The sequence below is a fragment of the Lysobacter sp. GX 14042 genome (assembly GCF_021390425.1).
Classification (GTDB): domain Bacteria; phylum Pseudomonadota; class Gammaproteobacteria; order Xanthomonadales; family Xanthomonadaceae; genus Novilysobacter.
Genome location: NZ_JAJUWY010000001.1, coordinates 504,024 through 520,844 on the forward strand (window position 1 = coordinate 504,024; position 16,821 = coordinate 520,844).

A 16,821-nucleotide genomic window follows, 5' to 3' on the forward strand; every position below is an offset into this window, starting at 1 on the left:
TGCTGCGCTACTCCATCTGGCGACGCAGCCGCTCCGCGTAACACTCCCGAACGGTAGCGTCGGGCAGCTCCGGCGGACGCGGGTATACGCGCAACATGCCGTCACCGGTGCGGCGCGGGTGCACATGGAAGTGCAGGTGCGGTACTTCCTGCCCGCCGGCTTCCCCAATCGAGTGCCATACGCTCAGCCCATCTTGGGGGAAGGCCAAGGCGGCCGCCCGCGTGACCCGCGCCAGCATCGCCATCACGGGGCTTACCGGGCGGGGCTGCCACAGCTCAGTACGCGGCCGCGGCCAGCAGCGGGAGGGAGTCGTTCCAGCGCGTCCGTCCGCCCAACGCCCGCATTTCAAACAGCACCGCTGCGCCGGCCACTTCGGCGCCTTGGCGGCGCAGCAGCAACAGCGCGGCCTGGAGCGTGCCGCCAGTCGCGAGCACATCGTCCACCAGCAGTACGCGGGCGCCGGGGGGCAGCGCGTCGACATGGATCTGCAACTGGTCGGTGCCGTACTCGAGCGCGTAGTCCTGCGACAGGGTGCGCGCAGGCAGCCGGCCGGGCTTGCGCACCGGCACGAAGCCGGTGCCAAGGGCCTGCGCGAGGGCGGCGCCAAGGATGAAGCCCCGCGACTCGATGCCGACCACCGCATCCAGCCGGGCGCGGCGCCAGGGCTCGGCCATCTCCGCGATCGCAGCCGCGAAGGCCGCCGCGTCCGCGAGCACCGGGGTGATGTCCTTGAACAGGATGCCGGGCCTGGGAAAATCGGGAACGTCGCGGACCAGGTGCTGCCACTGGGTCATTGGACTGTCGCTTCTGGGAGGCGGCTCATGCTAACTGCCGGAACGCGGTGGCGCGGATCAGCCCGGGAACTCCCCATCGACGTACAACCAGTATCCATCGACCCGCTCGAACCGGCTGACCTCATGCATCCGCACTGCTGGCTCGCCACCAACCTTATAGCGTGCGACGAACTCCACCATCGCGTTGCCGTCCCCGAAGTCGGCATGGCGCTTCACGTCCAGCCCGATCCAGCGCAAGCCGGGCGTGTCCTCCAGATCCAGCGCTGCGGGCACGGTGTCCGGGTGCCAAGTGGCTTTCAGGTAATCGGCCAGCCCAAGCACATAGGCGCTGTAGCGCGAACGCATCAGCGCCTCGGCGGTTGCGGCGGGGGCGCCCCGATGCAACAGCTGGCAGCACGACGCATACGCGACGGAAGGATTGCAGGGGCAGACCGACGGCATGGCAACGAAGTGGCGCATCAACGCGGGAACAGGGCGACCAGCTTGAGGCCCAGCCAGACCGCGGCGATACCCAGTACCACGCTCGCGCCGGCATACAGCGCGGCCGTGGCCAGTTCGCCCCGACGGATCAGCTGCACCGCTTCCAGGCCGAACGCCGAAAACGTGGTGAAGCCGCCCAGCAGGCCGGTGAACAGGAACAACCGGGCGTCGGGTCCGAACGCGTCATGACGTTCCGCGAGCCCGGCCAGGACGCCCACCACCAGGCAGCCAAGCACGTTCACCACGAAGGTGCTGAACGGGAATCGCCCCTGCGCGCTCATGTGCAGGACGAGTCCGCTGAGCTTGTAACGCGCCACCGCGCCGAGGAAGCCACCGAGGCCGACCAGGAGGATGCCCTGCATGTCAGTACCGGTTCCGTTGGGTCGCCCTGCCGCTTGCCAGGCGAAATGCCAGGTACGCCGCAAGCAGCGCGAACAGCACCGATACGCAAAGCACCGCCGGCAGCAGCCAGGCGGGAGTGCCCTGGAACGCCGCCACGATGCGGGGGCCGGCCAGCACGCCGGCAACCGAGCCGGTCAGGGCGAACAGGAAGAACACGAGGAACCGGCGGGGCGTGGCAGGGCGTGTGTCAGTCATGTTCGGTCCGGGCATGCCGCCCGGCCTTCCTTATGAGGTCGCGGTTGCAGGATACGACCTCCCCGCACAACGTGGGCGGCTATCCGGAGGCGCCGGCCCTGGAATGCCCCTCAGGGCACCGCCAACGGCCGCACCTGCTCCACCAGGTTGAGCAGGGTCTTCCCCGGTTCCTCCCACGAGATCATGTGCGCGGAATGCTCGAACCAGACCGCCCGCTTGTAGGGCGCGTCCAGCCGCTGCAGCCATTCCGCAGTGGCGGCCGAGGGCGTGGTGTAGTCGTGGCGGCCCATGAACATCACCACCGGGATGGGGAATTCGCCCACGCCGCTGAAATCGACCTGCAGGAATTCGTCCAACACGTGCTCCAGGGTGAACACGTTGCCGGCGAAGAACGCCTCGCGGTCCTCGCAGTCGTAGTCGGGCGAGAGCAGCGAAGCGCCGTAGTAGTAGTCCTGCTCGGCGTCGCGGTAGGCGTTCAGGCCGCCGTAGTGCTGCGGCCACTTGCGGGTGATGATGATCCGGTCGCGGGTGATGGGCTCATCGCCCGGGTAGGGAGTGATCGATTCGAGTTCGGTGACCGCTTCGACGTTCCCTTCCGCCCGGGCCCGCTCCAGGCCGTAGGCGAAGCTCAGCTCCTCATTGACGCGGGTATTGATGACCTGGCCGATGCCGACGTAGGCGTGGAACAGGTCCGGCCGGCGCAGCGCGGCGTTCGTCGCCACCACCGTGCCCAGCTGTGGCCGACCAGTACGAGCTTGCCCTTGCCGTAGCGCGCCCGCAGGTGCTCGGCGACCTCGATCGCGTCCTCGACGAAGCGGTCGATCGTCAGTGTGCCGGCAACCGCCCCGGGGTCGTTGGCCCGGTGCGTCTTGCCTGCACCGCGCTGATCGTAGTGGGCGACGGTGAAGTACTCCTCCAGCGGCCGCTGCCACTGCCACGCGCTCGGCATGGCCGGCGAGGATGGCCCGCCGTGCACGAACAGGAGCATCGGGTTCGCCCGGTCCTTGCCGCGCACCTGCAGCCACTGGTCGATTCCACCGATGCGGGCGGTGTAGGTGTCCTGGACGCCGTCGGGCGTGACGATGCGCTGCAGGTCGGCCACCACGTCGCGGGCCTTGTCGAAGGACTCATCGCCGGGACACGATCCGGCCTGCACCAGAAACGGCAACGCGGCGAGAAAGAAGAAAACGGCAACACGGCAGATCATGGATACCTGGGTGTCGGTTGCGCAAGGCGCTTCATGCTAACGCCGGAGCCGCGACGCTATGGCGCCATCCATCTCATCTGGATCACACCGTCCGCGGCGGAAATGACTTCAAACCCCAGTCGGCGATACAGCGCCCGTGCCGGGTTGCCTTCGTACACCCGCAGCTGCACGCCCATGCAGCCACGCCTGAGTGCAAGCGCCTGCGCCTGGCGCACCGCCCAGGTGCCGATGCCCTGCCCCTGCCGCTCCGGAATGACTTGCAGTTCGCGCAGGCCAAGGGCGCCATCCTCATTGCAGAGGCGCAGCAGGCCGATGGGTTCACTGCCGTCCACAATCAGCAGGTTCTCGAACTCGACCCAACTCCCGCGGAAACGCTCGGGATCCCAGCCGATGCCGCGCATGGTCCTGTAACCATCCATGTTGCGGCGGTTGAGCGCCTCGCAGAACGGGGAGTCGTGGTCGTTGGCGGGGCGAAGGGAGAGGTCCATGCGAGTGCCCATGCGCGCGCTAGAGCGTGCAGCTACGCTCAGGGTGCGACGCAATCACCGGGAACCTGCATCCATTCCAAATACGCCGGGAGGATGTGGCCGCCACTGAGCGGAGCTACCGGAACCGGGTACGGCCCGGATGGATCCACCCAGGCCAACTCCTCGATTTCCGCCTGTGCCGCCGGGATGCCGAAGATGGAACAGGAATAAGCCTGTGCCCGAACCAAGCACCCGGGTTCGTTCACCGCGGCGGCCTCGAACTCACCGATGAATTCCACACTCGCCGTGTCCAGACGGACGCTGAGTTCCTCCTGCAGCTCCCGCGCCAAGGTCACCAATGCGGGTTCGCCAGGTTCGGTCTTTCCGCCTGGCTGGATGAAGGTGGACGATGAGCGCTTGCGGACGAGAAGTACCTCGCCGTTCTCGTTGGCGATTACCGCCGCAACTGTGTGGATGGGACTCATGCTGAAGGGAACCTCGGAGTCTGGTTGCGCCTGATGGCCGTGACGGGCCATGTCTACGGATTTCAGCGTTCAAGAAACTTGTTGAGTGTGGCAGCAATCTGCTTCCGCCTCTCCCGCAGGAAGTCCGGATACGCGTCCACGTCCAGCAACTCCGCATCGATCGGGATGCCCTGCGCGGCAAACGCCGCACCGCCCGGGCCACCGCCGTACTTGTGCAGATAGGCCGCAGGTGCCTTGTCGCTGATCTGGCGATTGGTCTTGCCCGAAATGAACGACAGGTTCGCGACGTCATCGGCTTCTCGGAATCAGGCGAACTCGGAATCGGAACCTGACGAGCCACGGCAGGCCGTGCGGTAAGGTGGCGGCTCCGCCACGCTGCAGCGGCGAAGGGCGCGGCAATGGTGCATTCTTGCTCCATGCGCCGGCTCGGGGAAACAGCCGGCACCAACCAGGGGAAAACCAATGACCGTCATCGCCGGCGCCATCGTCGCCGCCATCGCCAGCTTCTTCGTGTCCATTGCCGGTGCCGCCGCGCTGCTGCGCCGGGTCGTGCCGACCAACGAAGTGCATATCGTCCAGACCAGCAAGAAGACCACGTCCTACGGCAAGGACCAGGAATCGGGCAACACCTACTATTCCTGGCCGTCCTGGCTGCCGATGGTGGGCCTGAGCGTCACCGTCATGCCGGTATCGGTCTTCAGCGTGCGACTGGACGAGTACGAGGCCTACGACAAGGACCGGGTGCCGTTCCTGGTCGACGTGGTCTCGTTCTTCCGCATCAGCGACTCCAACACCGCGGCGCAGCGCGTGGCGACCTTCGAGGAGCTGTTGCAGCAGCTGGAGTCGATCGTCCAGGGCGCGGTCCGCACCGTGCTGGCCAAGGACGACATCGACCAGATCATGGTCGAGCGCTCCAAGTTCGGGATGCTGTTCACCCAGGAGGTCGAGGAGCAGCTGAAGAACTGGGGCGTGATCCCGGTCAAGGCCATCGAGCTGATGGACATCCGCGACATGAAGGGCGGCTCGGTCATCCAGAACATCATGGCCAAGCGCACCTCCGAGATCGAGAAGGACAGCCGCACCGTGGTCGCGCTCAACAAGCAGGCCGCGCAGATCGCGGAGATCTCCGCCCAGCGCGAGATCGAGCTGCAGGAGCAGAACGCCGCCGAGGTGGTCGGCAAGCGCACCGCCGAGAAGGACCAGGCGATCGGCATCGCCAACGAGAAGGCGCACCAGGAGATCAAGGTCGAGCAGAAGAACACCGCCGAGCGCGAGCAGGAAGTCCGCCGCGTCACCGAGGTGCGCTCCGCGGAGATCGAGAAGGATGTCCAGGTGGTGCGCGCCAACCAGTCGAAGGAGACCGCGGTCATCGGTGCCGCCGCGCAGCGCGAGTCGGCGGTGATCGCCGCCGAGGGCGTGAAGCAGGAAACCGTGCTGCACGCCGAGGGCAAGATGGAGGCGATGAAGCGCGAGGCCGAGGGCATCCAGGCCGAGGGCGAGGCGAAGGCCGCTGCCGAGACCGCCATCCTCAAGGCCCCGGTCACCGCGCAGATCATGCTCGCCGAGCGGATCGCCAGTTTGCCCGGCTATCAGAATTACCTGGTCAGCATCCGCCAGATCGAGGCCGGCGAGAAGATCGGCATCGCCCAGGCCGCGGCGCTGGAGCATGCCGACGTCAAGGTGATCGCCAACACCGGCGAGACCGCCGGCGAGGGCCTGGCGGGTGTCGGGCAGCTGTTCTCCGCCAAGGGAGGGCAGGCGATCGGGACCATGCTGGAATCGCTGGCACAGAGCCCGTCCGGGAGCGCGGTGGTCGACAAGCTGGCCGGTTTGAGCCGGGAAAACGCATCCTGAGCTGACGGCACCCGGGTGCGGCCTGCGGCCTTACCCGGGCCACGTGCCGATCCGTAGCCCGGGTATGCGAAGCGCACCGGGGACCCCGCGCCGTCCACTTCCGGTCGCCCGTCCGGAAACGGACAGAAAGTCCGTCCGTTTTCGGCCGACCTTCTTTATCAATCAATAACTTGGCCGGCCAGGGAGGTTGGCACGGGTCCTGCTCCCATCAGGGCATGGACATTACCAAGCCCCGCAACAACCACTCCTGGCGCCGGCCGCGCACCCTTTGGATCGTCGCCGGCGGAATCCTCACCCTCATCCTGCTGGTCGCCCTGCTGCGCATGGACCCCGCGGCGCCCGCCGTCGCCGCCAGCGAAGTCTGGACCGGTGCCGCCACGCGCGGCGAAATGGTCCGGGAGATCCGCGCCACCGGCGTACTGTTGCCGCGCGACACCCGCTGGATTAGTGCCGGCGCACGCGCCACCGTGCAGCAGCGCGTGGTGGAACCCGGCGCGCGGGTCGAGCCGGACACGGTCATCCTCCACCTGGCCAACCCGGAACTCGAGGCCGGCCTCGAGAGGGCGCAGGCTGCCTTGGCGGGCGCCGAGGCGGAGGTGGCCGCGGCGCGCACCTCGCTGCAGTCGCAACTGCTCGACCAGCGGGCGCAGCTGGCACAGGCCGAAGCCGAATGGCGCAGCGCCGAAGTCCGTGCCCAGGCCCATGCCCGCGCGCATGCGGCCGGCGTGCTGGCCACCATCGAACTGCGGCAAAGCGAGATCAACGAGGAGCAGACCCGCAACCGCGCCGGGATCGAACGCCAGCGCGTGGACGCCTTCCGCCAGAACATGGCGGCGCAGCTGAGCGCGGCCCGCGCCCGGCGCGACGAGGCGGCCAGTGCGCTCGAAATCGCCCGGCAGCAGCTGGACGCCATGCAGGTCAGGGCCGGCATCGACGGCATCCTGCAGCAAGTCGAGGTCGAACCCGGGCAACAGGTCGAAATGGGCGCAGCACTGGCCCGGGTCGCGCGCCCGGACGACCTGATCGCACGGCTGCAGGTTCCCGAAGTGCTGGCCAAGGACCTGATGCTCGAACTGCCGGTGGCGATCGACACCCGCAACGGCGTGGTCGAAGGCACTGTCTCGCGCATCGATCCGGCGGTGCGCAACGGCAGCGTGGCCGTGGATGCGGTGTTCACCGGCAAGCTGCCGCCCGGCGCCCGCCCGGACCTCTCGGTCGAGGGACGCATCCTGCTGGGCCGGCTCGAGAACGTGGTCAGCATCGCCCGCCCGCCGCTCGCCGCCCCGGACAGTGCCTCCACCCTTTTCGTGCTCGATCCCGCATCCGGCATCGCCCGCCGCACGCCGGTGCGCTACGGCGTCGCCTCAAGCGACCGGATCGAAGTCGCCGAGGGCCTGCGCGACGGCGACCGCGCCATCCTTTCCGACACCAGCCGCTGGGACAGCCACGACGTCCTTCGCCTGCGCTGACAACATCGAGGTCACCATGAACCAGACTGCTTCCACCGCCACGCCGCTGATCCGCCTGGAAGGCCTGTCCAAGGTCTTCCATACCGACGAGATGGAAACCCACGCCTTGTCCGGGATCACCCTGGACATCGCCAGCGGGGAGTTCGTGGCCATCACCGGGCCCTCGGGCTGCGGCAAGTCCACCCTGCTGTCGATCCTCGGCCTGCTGGAACCTTCCAGCGCCGGCCGCTACCTGCTGGAGGGACATGACGTCGGCAACCTGGGACTGCGCCGCGGGGCACAGGTGCGCAACGGACAGATCGGCTTCATCTTCCAGGCCTTCAACCTGATCGCGGACCTGTCGGTGGAGGAAAACGTCGCCCTCCCCCTCACCTACCGCGACGGCGTGGACGCCAACAACCGCCGCCAGCGGGTGCGCGAGGTGCTGGAACTCGTGGGCATGAGCCATCGCGGACGCCACTACCCCGGCCAGTTGTCGGGCGGCCAGCAGCAGCGCGTCGCCGTGGCGCGTGCGCTGGTCAACGACCCTTCGATCCTGCTGGCGGACGAGCCCACCGGCAACCTCGACAGCCGCAACGGCGAGGCGGTGATGCAGTTGCTCGAGCAGCTCAACGACAACGGCACCACCATCTGCATGGTGACCCACGACCAGGCCTTCGCGCGCCGCGCCGGTCGCACCGTTTTGATGCTGGATGGTCGCATCGTGGACGAGGACACCTTCGAGCGGATGCGCCACGAGGACGACATGCCGCAGCTGGAGGTGGTGTCGTGACCCGGCCCGGTGTCCTGCTGGCGGAAGTGCTGCAGTCCTGGCGCGCGCTCCTGCGCCGGCCAGCCTGGCTGGCGCTGGCCGCCACCACGCTTGCCCTGGGCGTGGCCGCGACCACGGCTGTTTTCGCCCTGCTCGACAGGGCATTGCTGCAGCCGCTGCCTTATCCGGAATCGGAGCAGCTGGTCCTGCTTGGACTCAACTTCGACGAGGAGGGCGTCGCAGCGGCGCCCGGCTTCCGCACCGCACTGGGTGGTCTGGAAGGTGTGCAGTCCATGGGCCTGGTAGCCGGACCCAGCCGCAACACCAACATCGCCATCGGCGACACCGCCGAGGTGGTGAAGACCCGGCTGGCGGATCACAGGCTGGTCCCGACACTCGGCCTGCCGATGGCAGCCGGCCGCAACTTCTCCCCCGACGAAGACCGGCCCAACGGCCCGGCGGCCGTGATCCTCGGCCATGGCTTCTGGAAGCGGCATTACGGGGGTGATCCGCAGGCAGTCGGATCGACGCTGCAGGTCGAGGGCCGGGCAGTACCGATCATCGGCGTACTGCCGCCCGGTTTCCTCGGGTCCGGCGATTTCGACCTGCTGCTGCCGATGCAGGTCAGTGCCAACAGCACCAGCATGGCCACCAACGAGTTGCTGATCGCCCGGCTTGCTCCCGGTGCGTCTGCCGAGGGCGTGTCCGCGGCGGTGGATCCGCTGTTGCGTGGTGCCTACGCCGCCCAGCCGGGCGTTTCCGCTGCCGATCTGGAATGGCTGCGCAACGTGACGATGGCCGCGGTCCCGATGTCGCAGCTGTCCAGACCCGCGAACGTGCTCTGGATGTTCCTGGCCGCGGCCGGATGCGTGCTGCTGATCGCCGCCATCAACCTGGCCAACCTGATGCTGTTCCGCTCGCTGGCCCGCAGCCACGACTCCGCCGTGCGCCTTGCACTGGGGGCGCCACGGGCGCGGCTCGCGCTGCCGGCCCTCGCCGACGGGCTTCTCGTGGGCCTGTGCGGTGCGCTGCTGGGTCTGGTCCTGGGCTGGGCGACGCTACGGCTCTTTGCCGGACTGGTTCCTGCCGAGTGGGCACTGGGCGGCGAGGTCGGCATCACCCCACGCAGCGTGTTGCTGGCGCTGGCCGCCGGCATCGCCGTGGCTTTTGCGGGCGGCGCGCTGGCGGTATGGCGCGCCATGGGCAGCAGCCCCGCACGGGAACTGGTCGGTGGCGGTCGCACGGGCTGGAGCCGTGGCACCGGTCGTCTTGGGCGTGGGCTGGTGGTGGCCCAGGTGGCGGTCGCCTCGGTCCTGCTGATCACCGCAGGCCTGTTCGGGCACAGCCTCTATCGCCTGCTTTCGGTGCCGATGGGGTTCGAGACCCGCGATATCGTCACCTTCACCCTGTCTCCGGTGGAAGACCGCCACCCGGACCTTGCTTCGTCACTGCAGCAGACCGACCGGATCTCGGCGGCCATCGCACGCCTGCCCGGAGTGGAGGCCGTTGCCGTGGCCAACGTGCCGCCGACCAGCGCGCAGTTCAACCTGCCGGTGGAGTTCGCCGATGGCCGGGGTGGAACCGTGCAATACCGCATGGTCACCCCCGGCTATGCCGGCGTCCTGGGCATGCCGCTGCTGGCCGGCCGCATGATCGGGGATTCCGACCTCAACGGCAGCGAGCCGGTGGCGGTAGTCAGTGCTGCGTTCGCACGGGCCTACCTGGACGGGGATCCGCTAGGCAAGACCGTCCGCCTCGGGTGGGACGACGAGCAGCCCATGCGGATCGTTGGCGTGCTGGGCGACAGCCGCCAGTTCGGTCCCGGCCAGGCCGCGCCGGCCATCGTCTACGCGCCGCTTTCCCAGGTTCCGGGGGGCGTCTGGGACCTGGTCCGGCAGTACGTTCCGCTCAGCTACATGGTGCGTCTGCATCCGGGTGCCGGCCTGCATGAGCACCAGGTGCGGGACGCCGTGGCCTCGGCTTCACCGATGCAGCCCATCGCCGGGTTCCAGACGATGGAGGCGGTGGTTGCGTCGGTCACCGGGAAACAGCGCCTGGACCTGCTGCTGGTGGGTGTGTTTTCCGGCCTGGCATTGATCCTGGCCTGCGTGGGGCTGTACGCGGTGGCCGCGGTTGCAGTGGAAGCGCGGCGGCACGAGTTCGGCGTCCGGGCCGCGTTGGGCGCACCGCCAGACCGCCTGTTCCGACAGGTGCTGCAGGAAGGCCTGCGGCAGGTCGCGCTGGGCTTGGCGATAGGCCTGGCGGTGGCTCTGGCCATGTCCCGCGTCCTGCAGTCGATGCTGTATGACATCGACGTCGCGGATCCGGTTGCCATTGGCGCCGTGCTGCTGGTACTGGGCGCGGCGGGTGCGCTGGCCAGCGTCGGGCCGGCGCTGCGTGCGGCCCGCGTGCCGCCCATGCAGGCCTTGCGGGTCGACTGACCCGGCAATCCCCAACCGATAGACTTTCGATCATGTCCATACCCACAAGCAGGAGCCCCCTGCCCCGCACCCGCGTCCTGGTCGTCGATGACCAGGGCGACGTGCGCGAAGCATTGCGCATGCTGTTGGAGACCGAGGGTTATACGGTGGTGGCCGCCGCATCGCCGGAGGAGGCACTGGCGTGCCTGCGCGGCGACGAGTTCGCCGCCGTGCTCGCCGACATGAACTACACCCGCGACACCACTTCAGGCCAGGAAGGCCTGGAGCTGGTGCGGCAGGTGGCGGCACAGTGGCCGGGCGTGCCGGTGATCGCGATGACCGCCTGGGCCAGCGTGGAACTGGCGGTCGAGGCCATGCGGCTGGGGGCCGCGGACTTCATCGAGAAGCCGTGGCAGAACGCCCGCCTGCTGGGCGTGCTGGAAAGCCGGATCGCGCTGGACCGCAGCCGGCGCAGCGAGCGGCGGCTGGGCGCCGCCAACGCGCTCCTGCTGGAGGAGGCCGGCGACGGGTTCGTCGCCGAATCCGCACCGATGCGGCGCCTGGTCGAGGACCTGGGCCGGATCGCCGCAAGCGATGCCCCGGTCCTGCTGCTGGGCGAGAACGGCACCGGCAAGAGCATGCTCGCCCAGCTGGTGCACCGCTGGTCGCAACGGCGCGAGCGCCAGTTCGTCAAGCTCGACGTGGGCGGACTGGCCCCCACCCTGTTCGAGTCCGAGCTGTTCGGCCACGTGCGCGGCGCCTACACCGACGCCCGCCAGGAGCGGGCCGGACGCTTCGAACTGTCCGACGGCGGCACCCTGTTCCTGGACGAGATCGGCAACCTGCCGCTGGAGCAACAGCCCAAGCTGCTGCGGGCAATCGAGGACGGCGAGTTCGAACGCGTCGGCTCCTCTCGCACCCAGCGGGTCGACGTGCGGATCGTGGCCGCCACCAACAGCGACCTGGCCGCGGAGGTGCAGGCCGGGCGCTTCCGCCAGGACCTGCTCTACCGCATCAATACCTTCCAGGCCCGGGTGCCGCCGCTGCGCGAACGCAGGGACGACATCCTGCCCCTGGCCCGGCACTACCTGGCGCGGGCCTGTGCACGCTATGGGCGCGATCTGCCGGTACTGGATCCTTCCGCCGAACGTGCCCTGCTGGCTTACCCATGGCCCGGCAACGTGCGCGAGTTGTCCCATGCAATGGAACGCGTCGCACTGCTGCGCGATGCGCCGCGGCTCGCCGCTGACGGCCTGGGCCTGCAGTCCACGGCCGCGGCGGCGATCCCTGGCGGCGCACTTGAGGCCATGACGCTGGAACAGGCCGAGGGCTGGCTGCTGCGAAACGCCCTGCGCGCCCATCCGGGCAACCTGCAGCGCGCCGCCACGCAACTGGGGATCACCCGCCAGAGCCTGTACCGGCGGATGGAGAAACATGGCCTCCAGACCGATGATGCGCCAGCCTGACCGCGGCACCCGCCAGCGGCTGGTCACCGCCGCTCCCGCCTTCTGCGCGCTGCTGCTGGTACTGGCCTTCGGCACGCCGCAGGGTCCGGCCGCCTGGCTGCTGATCGTGCTGGTGGTGGCGCTGACCCTGGCCGCCGCCGTCGCACGCCGGCCGGGCGAAGGCCACCGTTTGAGGACCCTGGGCAACCTGGTCCAGGCGCTGCTGGAAGGTGATTACACCGCGCGCGGCCTCGTGCCCGTCCGCAATGACGGATACGCACGGCTGGTCGCCGGCCTCAACGCCCTGGCCGGGCGGTTGCAGGACGAGCAGCGCGACATGCAGGAAAGCGTGCAGCTGCTCGCCAAGACCCTCGCCGCACTGGACGGGGCCGTGTTCGTGTTCGAGCAGGATGGACGGCTGCGTCTGGTCAACCCCGCGGGCGAACGGCTGCTGGGACAGCCGGCCACCCGGCTGCTCGGCATCGATCTCGAAGCGCTGGGCCTCGCCCCGCTGTTCGACGTTCCGCCCGGCGAGATCCTCACCCACACCTTTACCGGCCAGCGCGGCCGCTGGCAGATCGGCCACGCCGCGCTGCGCAGCCGCAGCCAGGCCGGCCGCCTGCTGGTGGTGCAGCCCATGGAGCGCGCACTGCGCGAGGAAGAGGCACAGGCATTCCGGCGCCTGCTGCGCGTGCTCAGCCACGAGATCAACAATTCGCTGGCGCCGATCGGCTCCCTGGCCGACACCCTGCGCCGGATCCTGCCGGCGGACGAACGCCCGCTGGACGAGCGCCGGCGCGCCGACATGGTCCGCGGGCTGGAGGTCATCGAGCAGCGCAGCGTGGCACTGCAGCGGTTCGTGGGCGGCTATGCCCGCCTGGCACGGCTACCGGCGCCACGCCCGGCCGAGGTGGTGTTGGCGCCCCTCGCATCGCGCGTGTGTGGATTGATGGACGGGGCACCGGTGCGGCTGGAGGGTGACGGCGAATTGCGGGTGCTGGCCGATGCCGACCAGCTGGAACAGGTGCTGATCAACCTGTTGCGCAACGCGCTGGAGGCAGGCGGCGGAGAACAGGTGGTGCTGCGCTGGCGCGCGGACGGCGGCAATGCCCGGATCGAAGTGGTCGACCGCGGGCCTGGGCCGCCTCCGGGAGACAACCTGTTCGTGCCGTTCTTCACCACCAAGCCGGGCGGCTCGGGGATCGGCCTGGTGCTTTCCCGGCAGATTGTCGAGGCGCAACGGGGAACGCTGGTCCTGGAGCCGGGGCCCGACGGGCGCGGCGCCGTTGCCACGGTGGTCCTTCCCTTGCCGGTGGGGCAATGACCCGTGCCCGGCCACATCGCACCAAACGAAAAGGCCACCTGCGAGGATGGCCTTTTTGTTGCAACCATGGTGGGCGGTAGTGGGATCGAACCACTGACCCTTGCCGTGTGAAGGCAATGCTCTACCGCTGAGCTAACCGCCCTGAATGGGGCGCGCAGTATACGTCATCGCCCCGGGTGGGTGGCAAGGGGTCGGCGGTGCTCAGATTGTCGCCTGCGGCTCGGCCGAGGGCGCCGGTTGGGCTGCGGACAACTGCAGTTCCTCGACCTTGCGGGCGTGCTCGCGCAGCTTCGGCAAGGCCTGCGAGGCCGCCTGCGCACCCGGGCCGGCCTGGTCCACCGTGCGCTGGTACAGGCTGATGGCCCTGGCGTGGCTGCGCGCCATGTGCCGCAACCAGCCGCGGTCGTAAGCGAGACCCTGGTGGGCCTCGAGGCCGCGCAGCATCGCCTGCTGGCGCGCGTCGGGCTCGGGGACTTCCAGTCCACCGGCTTCGGCCAGGCGCTCGTTGAGCTCGTTGTGGTCGTGCTCGAGTTGCTGGGCGAAACGGCGTACTTCGGCGGAGGCACCGCGCAGCTGCGCCGAGCGGGCGGCTTCCACCTCGCCCGCGCCGCTGCGCAGGGCCTGCTCGAAGAACGAACCGGGAGACTGGCGATTGACGGCCTTCCAGGCGGCGACGCCGGCGCCGGCGAGCAATGCAAGCTTGATCGCTCTGAGGATCATGGGGGAACTCCTGTTGCGGGGGTGGGCGGTGTTGTTGCCGGGGAGTGCAGCACAGCAATCCGCGGGTTGGGCAGGCGTGAAGAAGCCGCCCCGCCAGGCCCATGGCTTCGTCCCGGCTTCACGGGTGTTCAGGGATGCTCCACCGGAACCCGCGGCGGCACGCCCGCCCACGATGTGGAGACCCGCCATGACCGCTCGCCCCCTTGTCCTTGCCACCCTCCTGCTTTCGCTGCCGGCGCTGGGCGCCTGCGACCGCCGCGACGCCTATCCGCCGGACGAGTCGCGCACCGCCACCGACCAGGTGACCCCGCCGGGCGTGGAGGGCGGGCTTGTCGATTCTTCCGACGCTCAGCCGGCCGATGACCGCTGCGCCGGCCTGACCGGCGAGGCGCTGAGTGAGTGCACCAGCCGCCCCGGCGGTGTGCCGATGATCCTCGGCGAGGACCGGGACCGGGACCGGAACCGCAGCGAGGAGGAAACGAACAGGGACGCGCCGGCCCGGGACAACCGCGCCGGCGACCGCAACGACGGGCTCTAGGCCTCAGTACGGCTTGGCGACCATCAGGTAGAACACCGCCAGGAACGCGAACAGCGCCGGGAAGCCCAACGCGGTCCACCAGGCGAAATAGCGCCAGTACCGCCGCGGCAACGGTTCCCCGCGCGTGGCGGCCGCGTTGGCCACGTCGCGCATGCGCACCTGCAGCCACAGCACCGGGAGCCAGCAGGCGGTGGCCAGCGCGAACAGCGCGACCGACCAGGCGATCCAGCGCGCCTCCATCGTCAGACCCATCAGGTGCATCAGGTACCAGCCGCTCAGCGGCTGCAGGACGATGGTGCTGGCGGTGAAGATCCAGTCGGCGACCACCACGTAGCGGGTGATCGTCGCCACCGCGCGGGTGTCGCGCCCCAGGCTGATCGCGAACAGGTAGAACGCGGTGCCGACCCCGGTTCCGAACAGGATCGTGGAACTCAGCACGTGGACCCACTTGACGATCAGGTATTCCATCGTCGGCCCTCGTCCAGTTCGTGCAGGGTGAGGATCAGCGCCAGCACCGGCAGGTTCTTCAGGATCGGCCCGTAGGGGTGCAGCCAGTACTCCGGCAGGAACACGGTGATCAGCAGCGTGTAGCCGGCGATCAGCGCCAGTTGCGCGCGGTACACCCACAGCCGCCGGCGCAGCGCAACCGTCGCGACGCCCAAGGCAATATCCAGAGTGGCCGCCAGGTACAGGGCGACCAGCGCCGCCACGCCGTGCAGGCCGGTCCGCGCAAGCAGCGCCAGGCTCTGCCCGACCGGGTAGAGGCCCAGCGACACCACCCCGGTGAAGATCCACATCACCGCCAGCGACAGTCGCATCAGCGGCAGCAGCCAGGCCAGCCGGGCGGTCAGCGCGAGGGAAGGCATGGCGCGCTCCGGATCAAAGGCGTCGACGGCGCGCGGCGGGTGGCCCAGCAACCGGGTCATCGGTCGCGGATCGCCGCAGGCGCCGCGCTCGAGCATCCCGAGCATCTCCGCATCCACCGGTGGACCCGGCAACACCCCACCCAGCCGCGAGCCGATCCGGACCAGCGGCCGCGGTACCGGCAATACCGGCGCGGGCGCCAAGTCCATCAGGCGGCGCAGCCGCAGCAGGTAGTCCTGCAGCTCGAGCGGTTCCGGCCCGACGGCCGCCAGCCGCCGGGGCGGATCGGGATGCTCCAGGCAGGCCAGGACCAGCGAGCACAGGTCATCCAGGTGCACCGGCTGCACGCACTGCCTGCCCTGCCCCGGCACCGGCAGTAGTGGCAGCGCCGCCAGCGCGGCGAACAGGCCGGTACTCGCGCCGCCGGGGGCGAACACCAGCGAGGGCTGGACCACGACCGCCGGCACTCCGGTGGCCAGCAGCACTTGGTCGGCAGCGTGCTTGCTGCGGTGGTAGGGCGAGCACGCCGCCTCGTCCGCGCCGAGCGCCGAGATCTGTACCACGCGGCCTACACGCGCCTGCGCACACGCTCGGAACAGGGCCGCGGGTGCGCGGACGTGGATGGCTTCAAAGCTCTGGCCGGGGGATTCACTGATGATTCCGACTGCGTTTACCACGGCGTCGATGCCGGCCAGGCGGGGAAGCCAGACGGCGGGATCGTGGTCGTGGGCGAAGTCGGCCTGGATCGCGCGGTGGCGTGGGTTGCGGTTGGCCTCCCCCCTTCCGGCGGCGTTGCGCAGGCCGAGGACGAGATCATGACCGGACTGCACAAGCACCTGCGCCAGGCGGCTGCCTATCAGGCCGGTGCCGCCCAGCAGCAGGATGCGCATCGCTCAGCAGTCCCGCGGCCGGTGGCGCTGCGGCGCTTCGCCGCGCGGGTGATGGCCGGTGGCAGCATCGCCAGCATGCTGTCGATCATCGTGGCCGGGGTGCTCGCACGGCGGCGCACCGGGTCGCTGGCCAGCGCACCCAACGCCACCAGCCACTGGATCTGGGGCGAGCGCGCCGGCCGCAGGCACCAGGTCACCCTGCGGCATACCGCGCTCGGCTACGCCATCCACCACGCCAGTTCGATGTGGTGGGCCTGCTTCCACGAGGCCGGGTTGGACCGCACCCGCGTTCCTGCGTGGGTCCTGGCACCGGCCATGGGCGCGGTGGCGCTGGTGGTGGACTACACCGTGGTGCCACGGCGGCTGACGCCGGGTTTCGACCGCCATCTCTCGCGTACCGCACTGGTCTCGGTCTACGTGGCGTTCTCCGCCGGCCTGCTGCTGGGAAGCCGGCTCACGCGCGGCCTGCGGCCGGTGCACCGCCGCGCCGTCCGTGCGGCGCGCTGACACCGCGAC

The 16,821-nt window shown here is 69.4% G+C and carries 20 protein-coding genes, 1 tRNA gene and 1 pseudogene; 9 read left to right on the forward strand and 13 right to left on the reverse strand.

Going from position 1 to position 16,821, the window contains the following annotated elements:
* Positions 1-7 precede the first annotated feature (7 nt).
* From LY625_RS02350 to LY625_RS02390, 9 genes are all read right to left on the reverse strand, one after another.
* On the reverse strand, positions 8-244 hold the full coding sequence (locus LY625_RS02350; RefSeq protein ID WP_255703276.1) for an HIT family protein: 237 nt from the start codon (positions 242-244) through the stop codon (positions 8-10).
* 31 nt (positions 245-275) lie between these two features.
* On the reverse strand, positions 276-794 hold the full coding sequence (locus LY625_RS02355; protein ID WP_233737388.1) for an adenine phosphoribosyltransferase: 519 nt from the start codon (positions 792-794) through the stop codon (positions 276-278).
* A gap of 57 nt (positions 795-851) precedes the next feature.
* On the reverse strand, positions 852-1,235 hold the full coding sequence (locus tag LY625_RS02360) for a YchJ family metal-binding protein (RefSeq protein ID WP_233737567.1): 384 nt from the start codon (positions 1,233-1,235) through the stop codon (positions 852-854).
* A 17-nt stretch (positions 1,236-1,252) separates the two neighbouring features.
* On the reverse strand, positions 1,253-1,636 hold the full coding sequence (gene crcB / locus LY625_RS02365) for a fluoride efflux transporter CrcB (protein WP_233737389.1): 384 nt from the start codon (positions 1,634-1,636) through the stop codon (positions 1,253-1,255).
* Between the two features lies 1 nt (position 1,637).
* Positions 1,638-1,871, reverse strand: a complete 234-nt coding sequence (locus LY625_RS02370) for a hypothetical protein (protein WP_233737390.1) — start codon at positions 1,869-1,871, stop codon at positions 1,638-1,640.
* Positions 1,872-1,981: 110 nt separating this feature from the next.
* The gene (locus LY625_RS02375) at positions 1,982-2,593 is read right to left on the reverse strand and encodes an alpha/beta hydrolase (protein ID WP_233737391.1); all 612 of its coding nucleotides are present in this window, start codon (positions 2,591-2,593) and stop codon (positions 1,982-1,984) included.
* The gene (locus LY625_RS02380; protein ID WP_233737392.1) at positions 2,500-3,078 is read right to left on the reverse strand and encodes an alpha/beta hydrolase; all 579 of its coding nucleotides are present in this window, start codon (positions 3,076-3,078) and stop codon (positions 2,500-2,502) included. The genes LY625_RS02375 and LY625_RS02380 overlap by 94 nt, the downstream gene beginning before the upstream one ends.
* A gap of 56 nt (positions 3,079-3,134) precedes the next feature.
* A complete protein-coding gene (locus LY625_RS02385; protein WP_233737393.1) occupies positions 3,135-3,566 on the reverse strand; it encodes a GNAT family N-acetyltransferase in 432 nt (143 codons plus the stop codon).
* 38 nt (positions 3,567-3,604) lie between these two features.
* A complete protein-coding gene (locus LY625_RS02390) occupies positions 3,605-4,030 on the reverse strand; it encodes an NUDIX domain-containing protein (protein WP_233737394.1) in 426 nt (141 codons plus the stop codon).
* 462 nt (positions 4,031-4,492) lie between these two features.
* Here LY625_RS02390 and LY625_RS02395 point away from each other — a divergent pair, with 462 nt between their 5' ends.
* From LY625_RS02395 to LY625_RS02420, 7 genes and pseudogenes are all read left to right on the forward strand, one after another.
* Positions 4,493-5,884: an SPFH domain-containing protein gene (locus LY625_RS02395; RefSeq protein ID WP_233737395.1), complete on the forward strand. Its 1,392-nt coding sequence runs from the start codon at positions 4,493-4,495 to the stop codon at positions 5,882-5,884.
* A 215-nt stretch (positions 5,885-6,099) separates the two neighbouring features.
* Positions 6,100-7,353 carry an HlyD family efflux transporter periplasmic adaptor subunit gene (locus tag LY625_RS02400; protein WP_233737396.1) on the forward strand — a complete coding sequence of 418 codons (1,254 nt, stop codon included), beginning with the start codon at positions 6,100-6,102 and terminating at the stop codon, positions 7,351-7,353.
* Between the two features lie 16 nt (positions 7,354-7,369).
* Positions 7,370-8,125, forward strand: a complete 756-nt coding sequence (locus tag LY625_RS02405) for an ABC transporter ATP-binding protein (protein WP_233737397.1) — start codon at positions 7,370-7,372, stop codon at positions 8,123-8,125.
* Positions 8,122-10,545: an ADOP family duplicated permease gene (locus tag LY625_RS02410; RefSeq protein WP_233737398.1), complete on the forward strand. Its 2,424-nt coding sequence runs from the start codon at positions 8,122-8,124 to the stop codon at positions 10,543-10,545. The genes LY625_RS02405 and LY625_RS02410 overlap by 4 nt, the downstream gene beginning before the upstream one ends.
* A 32-nt stretch (positions 10,546-10,577) precedes the next feature.
* Entirely contained in the window at positions 10,578-11,990 is a 1,413-nt protein-coding gene (locus tag LY625_RS02415; RefSeq protein WP_233737399.1) for a sigma-54 dependent transcriptional regulator, read from the forward strand.
* Positions 11,991-12,306: 316 nt separating this feature from the next.
* Positions 12,307-12,447: pseudogene (locus tag LY625_RS13470) on the forward strand (PAS domain-containing protein); the annotation flags it as partial.
* Between the two features lie 363 nt (positions 12,448-12,810).
* Positions 12,811-13,293 (forward strand): HAMP domain-containing sensor histidine kinase, encoded by a 483-nt coding sequence (locus tag LY625_RS02420; protein WP_233737568.1) that lies wholly within the window; start codon positions 12,811-12,813, stop codon positions 13,291-13,293.
* A gap of 67 nt (positions 13,294-13,360) precedes the next feature.
* Here LY625_RS02420 and LY625_RS02425 read toward each other — a convergent pair.
* Both LY625_RS02425 and LY625_RS02430 read right to left on the reverse strand, forming a co-directional pair.
* A tRNA-Val gene (locus LY625_RS02425) sits at positions 13,361-13,435 on the reverse strand.
* Positions 13,436-13,494: 59 nt separating this feature from the next.
* Positions 13,495-14,013 (reverse strand): DUF4142 domain-containing protein, encoded by a 519-nt coding sequence (locus LY625_RS02430; RefSeq protein WP_233737400.1) that lies wholly within the window; start codon positions 14,011-14,013, stop codon positions 13,495-13,497.
* A 187-nt stretch (positions 14,014-14,200) separates the two neighbouring features.
* On the opposite strand from LY625_RS02430, the gene LY625_RS02435 reads away from it, so the two are divergent.
* Positions 14,201-14,551 (forward strand): hypothetical protein, encoded by a 351-nt coding sequence (locus tag LY625_RS02435; protein WP_233737401.1) that lies wholly within the window; start codon positions 14,201-14,203, stop codon positions 14,549-14,551.
* A gap of 3 nt (positions 14,552-14,554) precedes the next feature.
* On the opposite strand, the gene LY625_RS02440 is transcribed toward LY625_RS02435, so the two are convergent.
* The gene (locus LY625_RS02440; RefSeq protein WP_233737402.1) at positions 14,555-15,019 is read right to left on the reverse strand and encodes a DUF2269 domain-containing protein; all 465 of its coding nucleotides are present in this window, start codon (positions 15,017-15,019) and stop codon (positions 14,555-14,557) included.
* On the reverse strand, positions 15,007-16,305 hold the full coding sequence (locus tag LY625_RS02445) for an SDR family oxidoreductase (RefSeq protein ID WP_233737403.1): 1,299 nt from the start codon (positions 16,303-16,305) through the stop codon (positions 15,007-15,009). The genes LY625_RS02440 and LY625_RS02445 overlap by 13 nt, the downstream gene beginning before the upstream one ends.
* 21 nt (positions 16,306-16,326) lie before the next feature.
* Here LY625_RS02445 and LY625_RS02450 point away from each other — a divergent pair, with 21 nt between their 5' ends.
* Positions 16,327-16,812 carry a hypothetical protein gene (locus tag LY625_RS02450; RefSeq protein WP_233737404.1) on the forward strand — a complete coding sequence of 162 codons (486 nt, stop codon included), beginning with the start codon at positions 16,327-16,329 and terminating at the stop codon, positions 16,810-16,812.
* Positions 16,813-16,821: the final 9 nt, after the last annotated feature.

What these genes read in the sequence shown, in the direction of transcription:
- LY625_RS02350 (WP_255703276.1), bottom strand. Translation starts at nt 244, where the DNA reads ATGGCGATGCTGGCGCGGGTCACGCGGGCGGCCGCCTTGGCCTTCCCC.
- LY625_RS02355 (WP_233737388.1), bottom strand. Translation starts at nt 794, where the DNA reads ATGACCCAGTGGCAGCACCTGGTCCGCGACGTTCCCGATTTTCCCAGG.
- LY625_RS02360 (WP_233737567.1), bottom strand. Translation starts at nt 1,235, where the DNA reads ATGCCGTCGGTCTGCCCCTGCAATCCTTCCGTCGCGTATGCGTCGTGC.
- crcB (WP_233737389.1), bottom strand. Translation starts at nt 1,636, where the DNA reads ATGCAGGGCATCCTCCTGGTCGGCCTCGGTGGCTTCCTCGGCGCGGTG.
- LY625_RS02370 (WP_233737390.1), bottom strand. Translation starts at nt 1,871, where the DNA reads ATGACTGACACACGCCCTGCCACGCCCCGCCGGTTCCTCGTGTTCTTC.
- LY625_RS02380 (WP_233737392.1), bottom strand. Translation starts at nt 3,078, where the DNA reads ATGATCTGCCGTGTTGCCGTTTTCTTCTTTCTCGCCGCGTTGCCGTTT.
- LY625_RS02385 (WP_233737393.1), bottom strand. Translation starts at nt 3,566, where the DNA reads ATGGACCTCTCCCTTCGCCCCGCCAACGACCACGACTCCCCGTTCTGC.
- LY625_RS02390 (WP_233737394.1), bottom strand. Translation starts at nt 4,030, where the DNA reads ATGAGTCCCATCCACACAGTTGCGGCGGTAATCGCCAACGAGAACGGC.
- LY625_RS02395 (WP_233737395.1), top strand. Translation starts at nt 4,493, where the DNA reads ATGACCGTCATCGCCGGCGCCATCGTCGCCGCCATCGCCAGCTTCTTC.
- LY625_RS02400 (WP_233737396.1), top strand. Translation starts at nt 6,100, where the DNA reads ATGGACATTACCAAGCCCCGCAACAACCACTCCTGGCGCCGGCCGCGC.
- LY625_RS02405 (WP_233737397.1), top strand. Translation starts at nt 7,370, where the DNA reads ATGAACCAGACTGCTTCCACCGCCACGCCGCTGATCCGCCTGGAAGGC.
- LY625_RS02415 (WP_233737399.1), top strand. Translation starts at nt 10,578, where the DNA reads ATGTCCATACCCACAAGCAGGAGCCCCCTGCCCCGCACCCGCGTCCTG.
- LY625_RS02430 (WP_233737400.1), bottom strand. Translation starts at nt 14,013, where the DNA reads ATGATCCTCAGAGCGATCAAGCTTGCATTGCTCGCCGGCGCCGGCGTC.
- LY625_RS02435 (WP_233737401.1), top strand. Translation starts at nt 14,201, where the DNA reads ATGACCGCTCGCCCCCTTGTCCTTGCCACCCTCCTGCTTTCGCTGCCG.
- LY625_RS02440 (WP_233737402.1), bottom strand. Translation starts at nt 15,019, where the DNA reads ATGGAATACCTGATCGTCAAGTGGGTCCACGTGCTGAGTTCCACGATC.
- LY625_RS02445 (WP_233737403.1), bottom strand. Translation starts at nt 16,305, where the DNA reads ATGCGCATCCTGCTGCTGGGCGGCACCGGCCTGATAGGCAGCCGCCTG.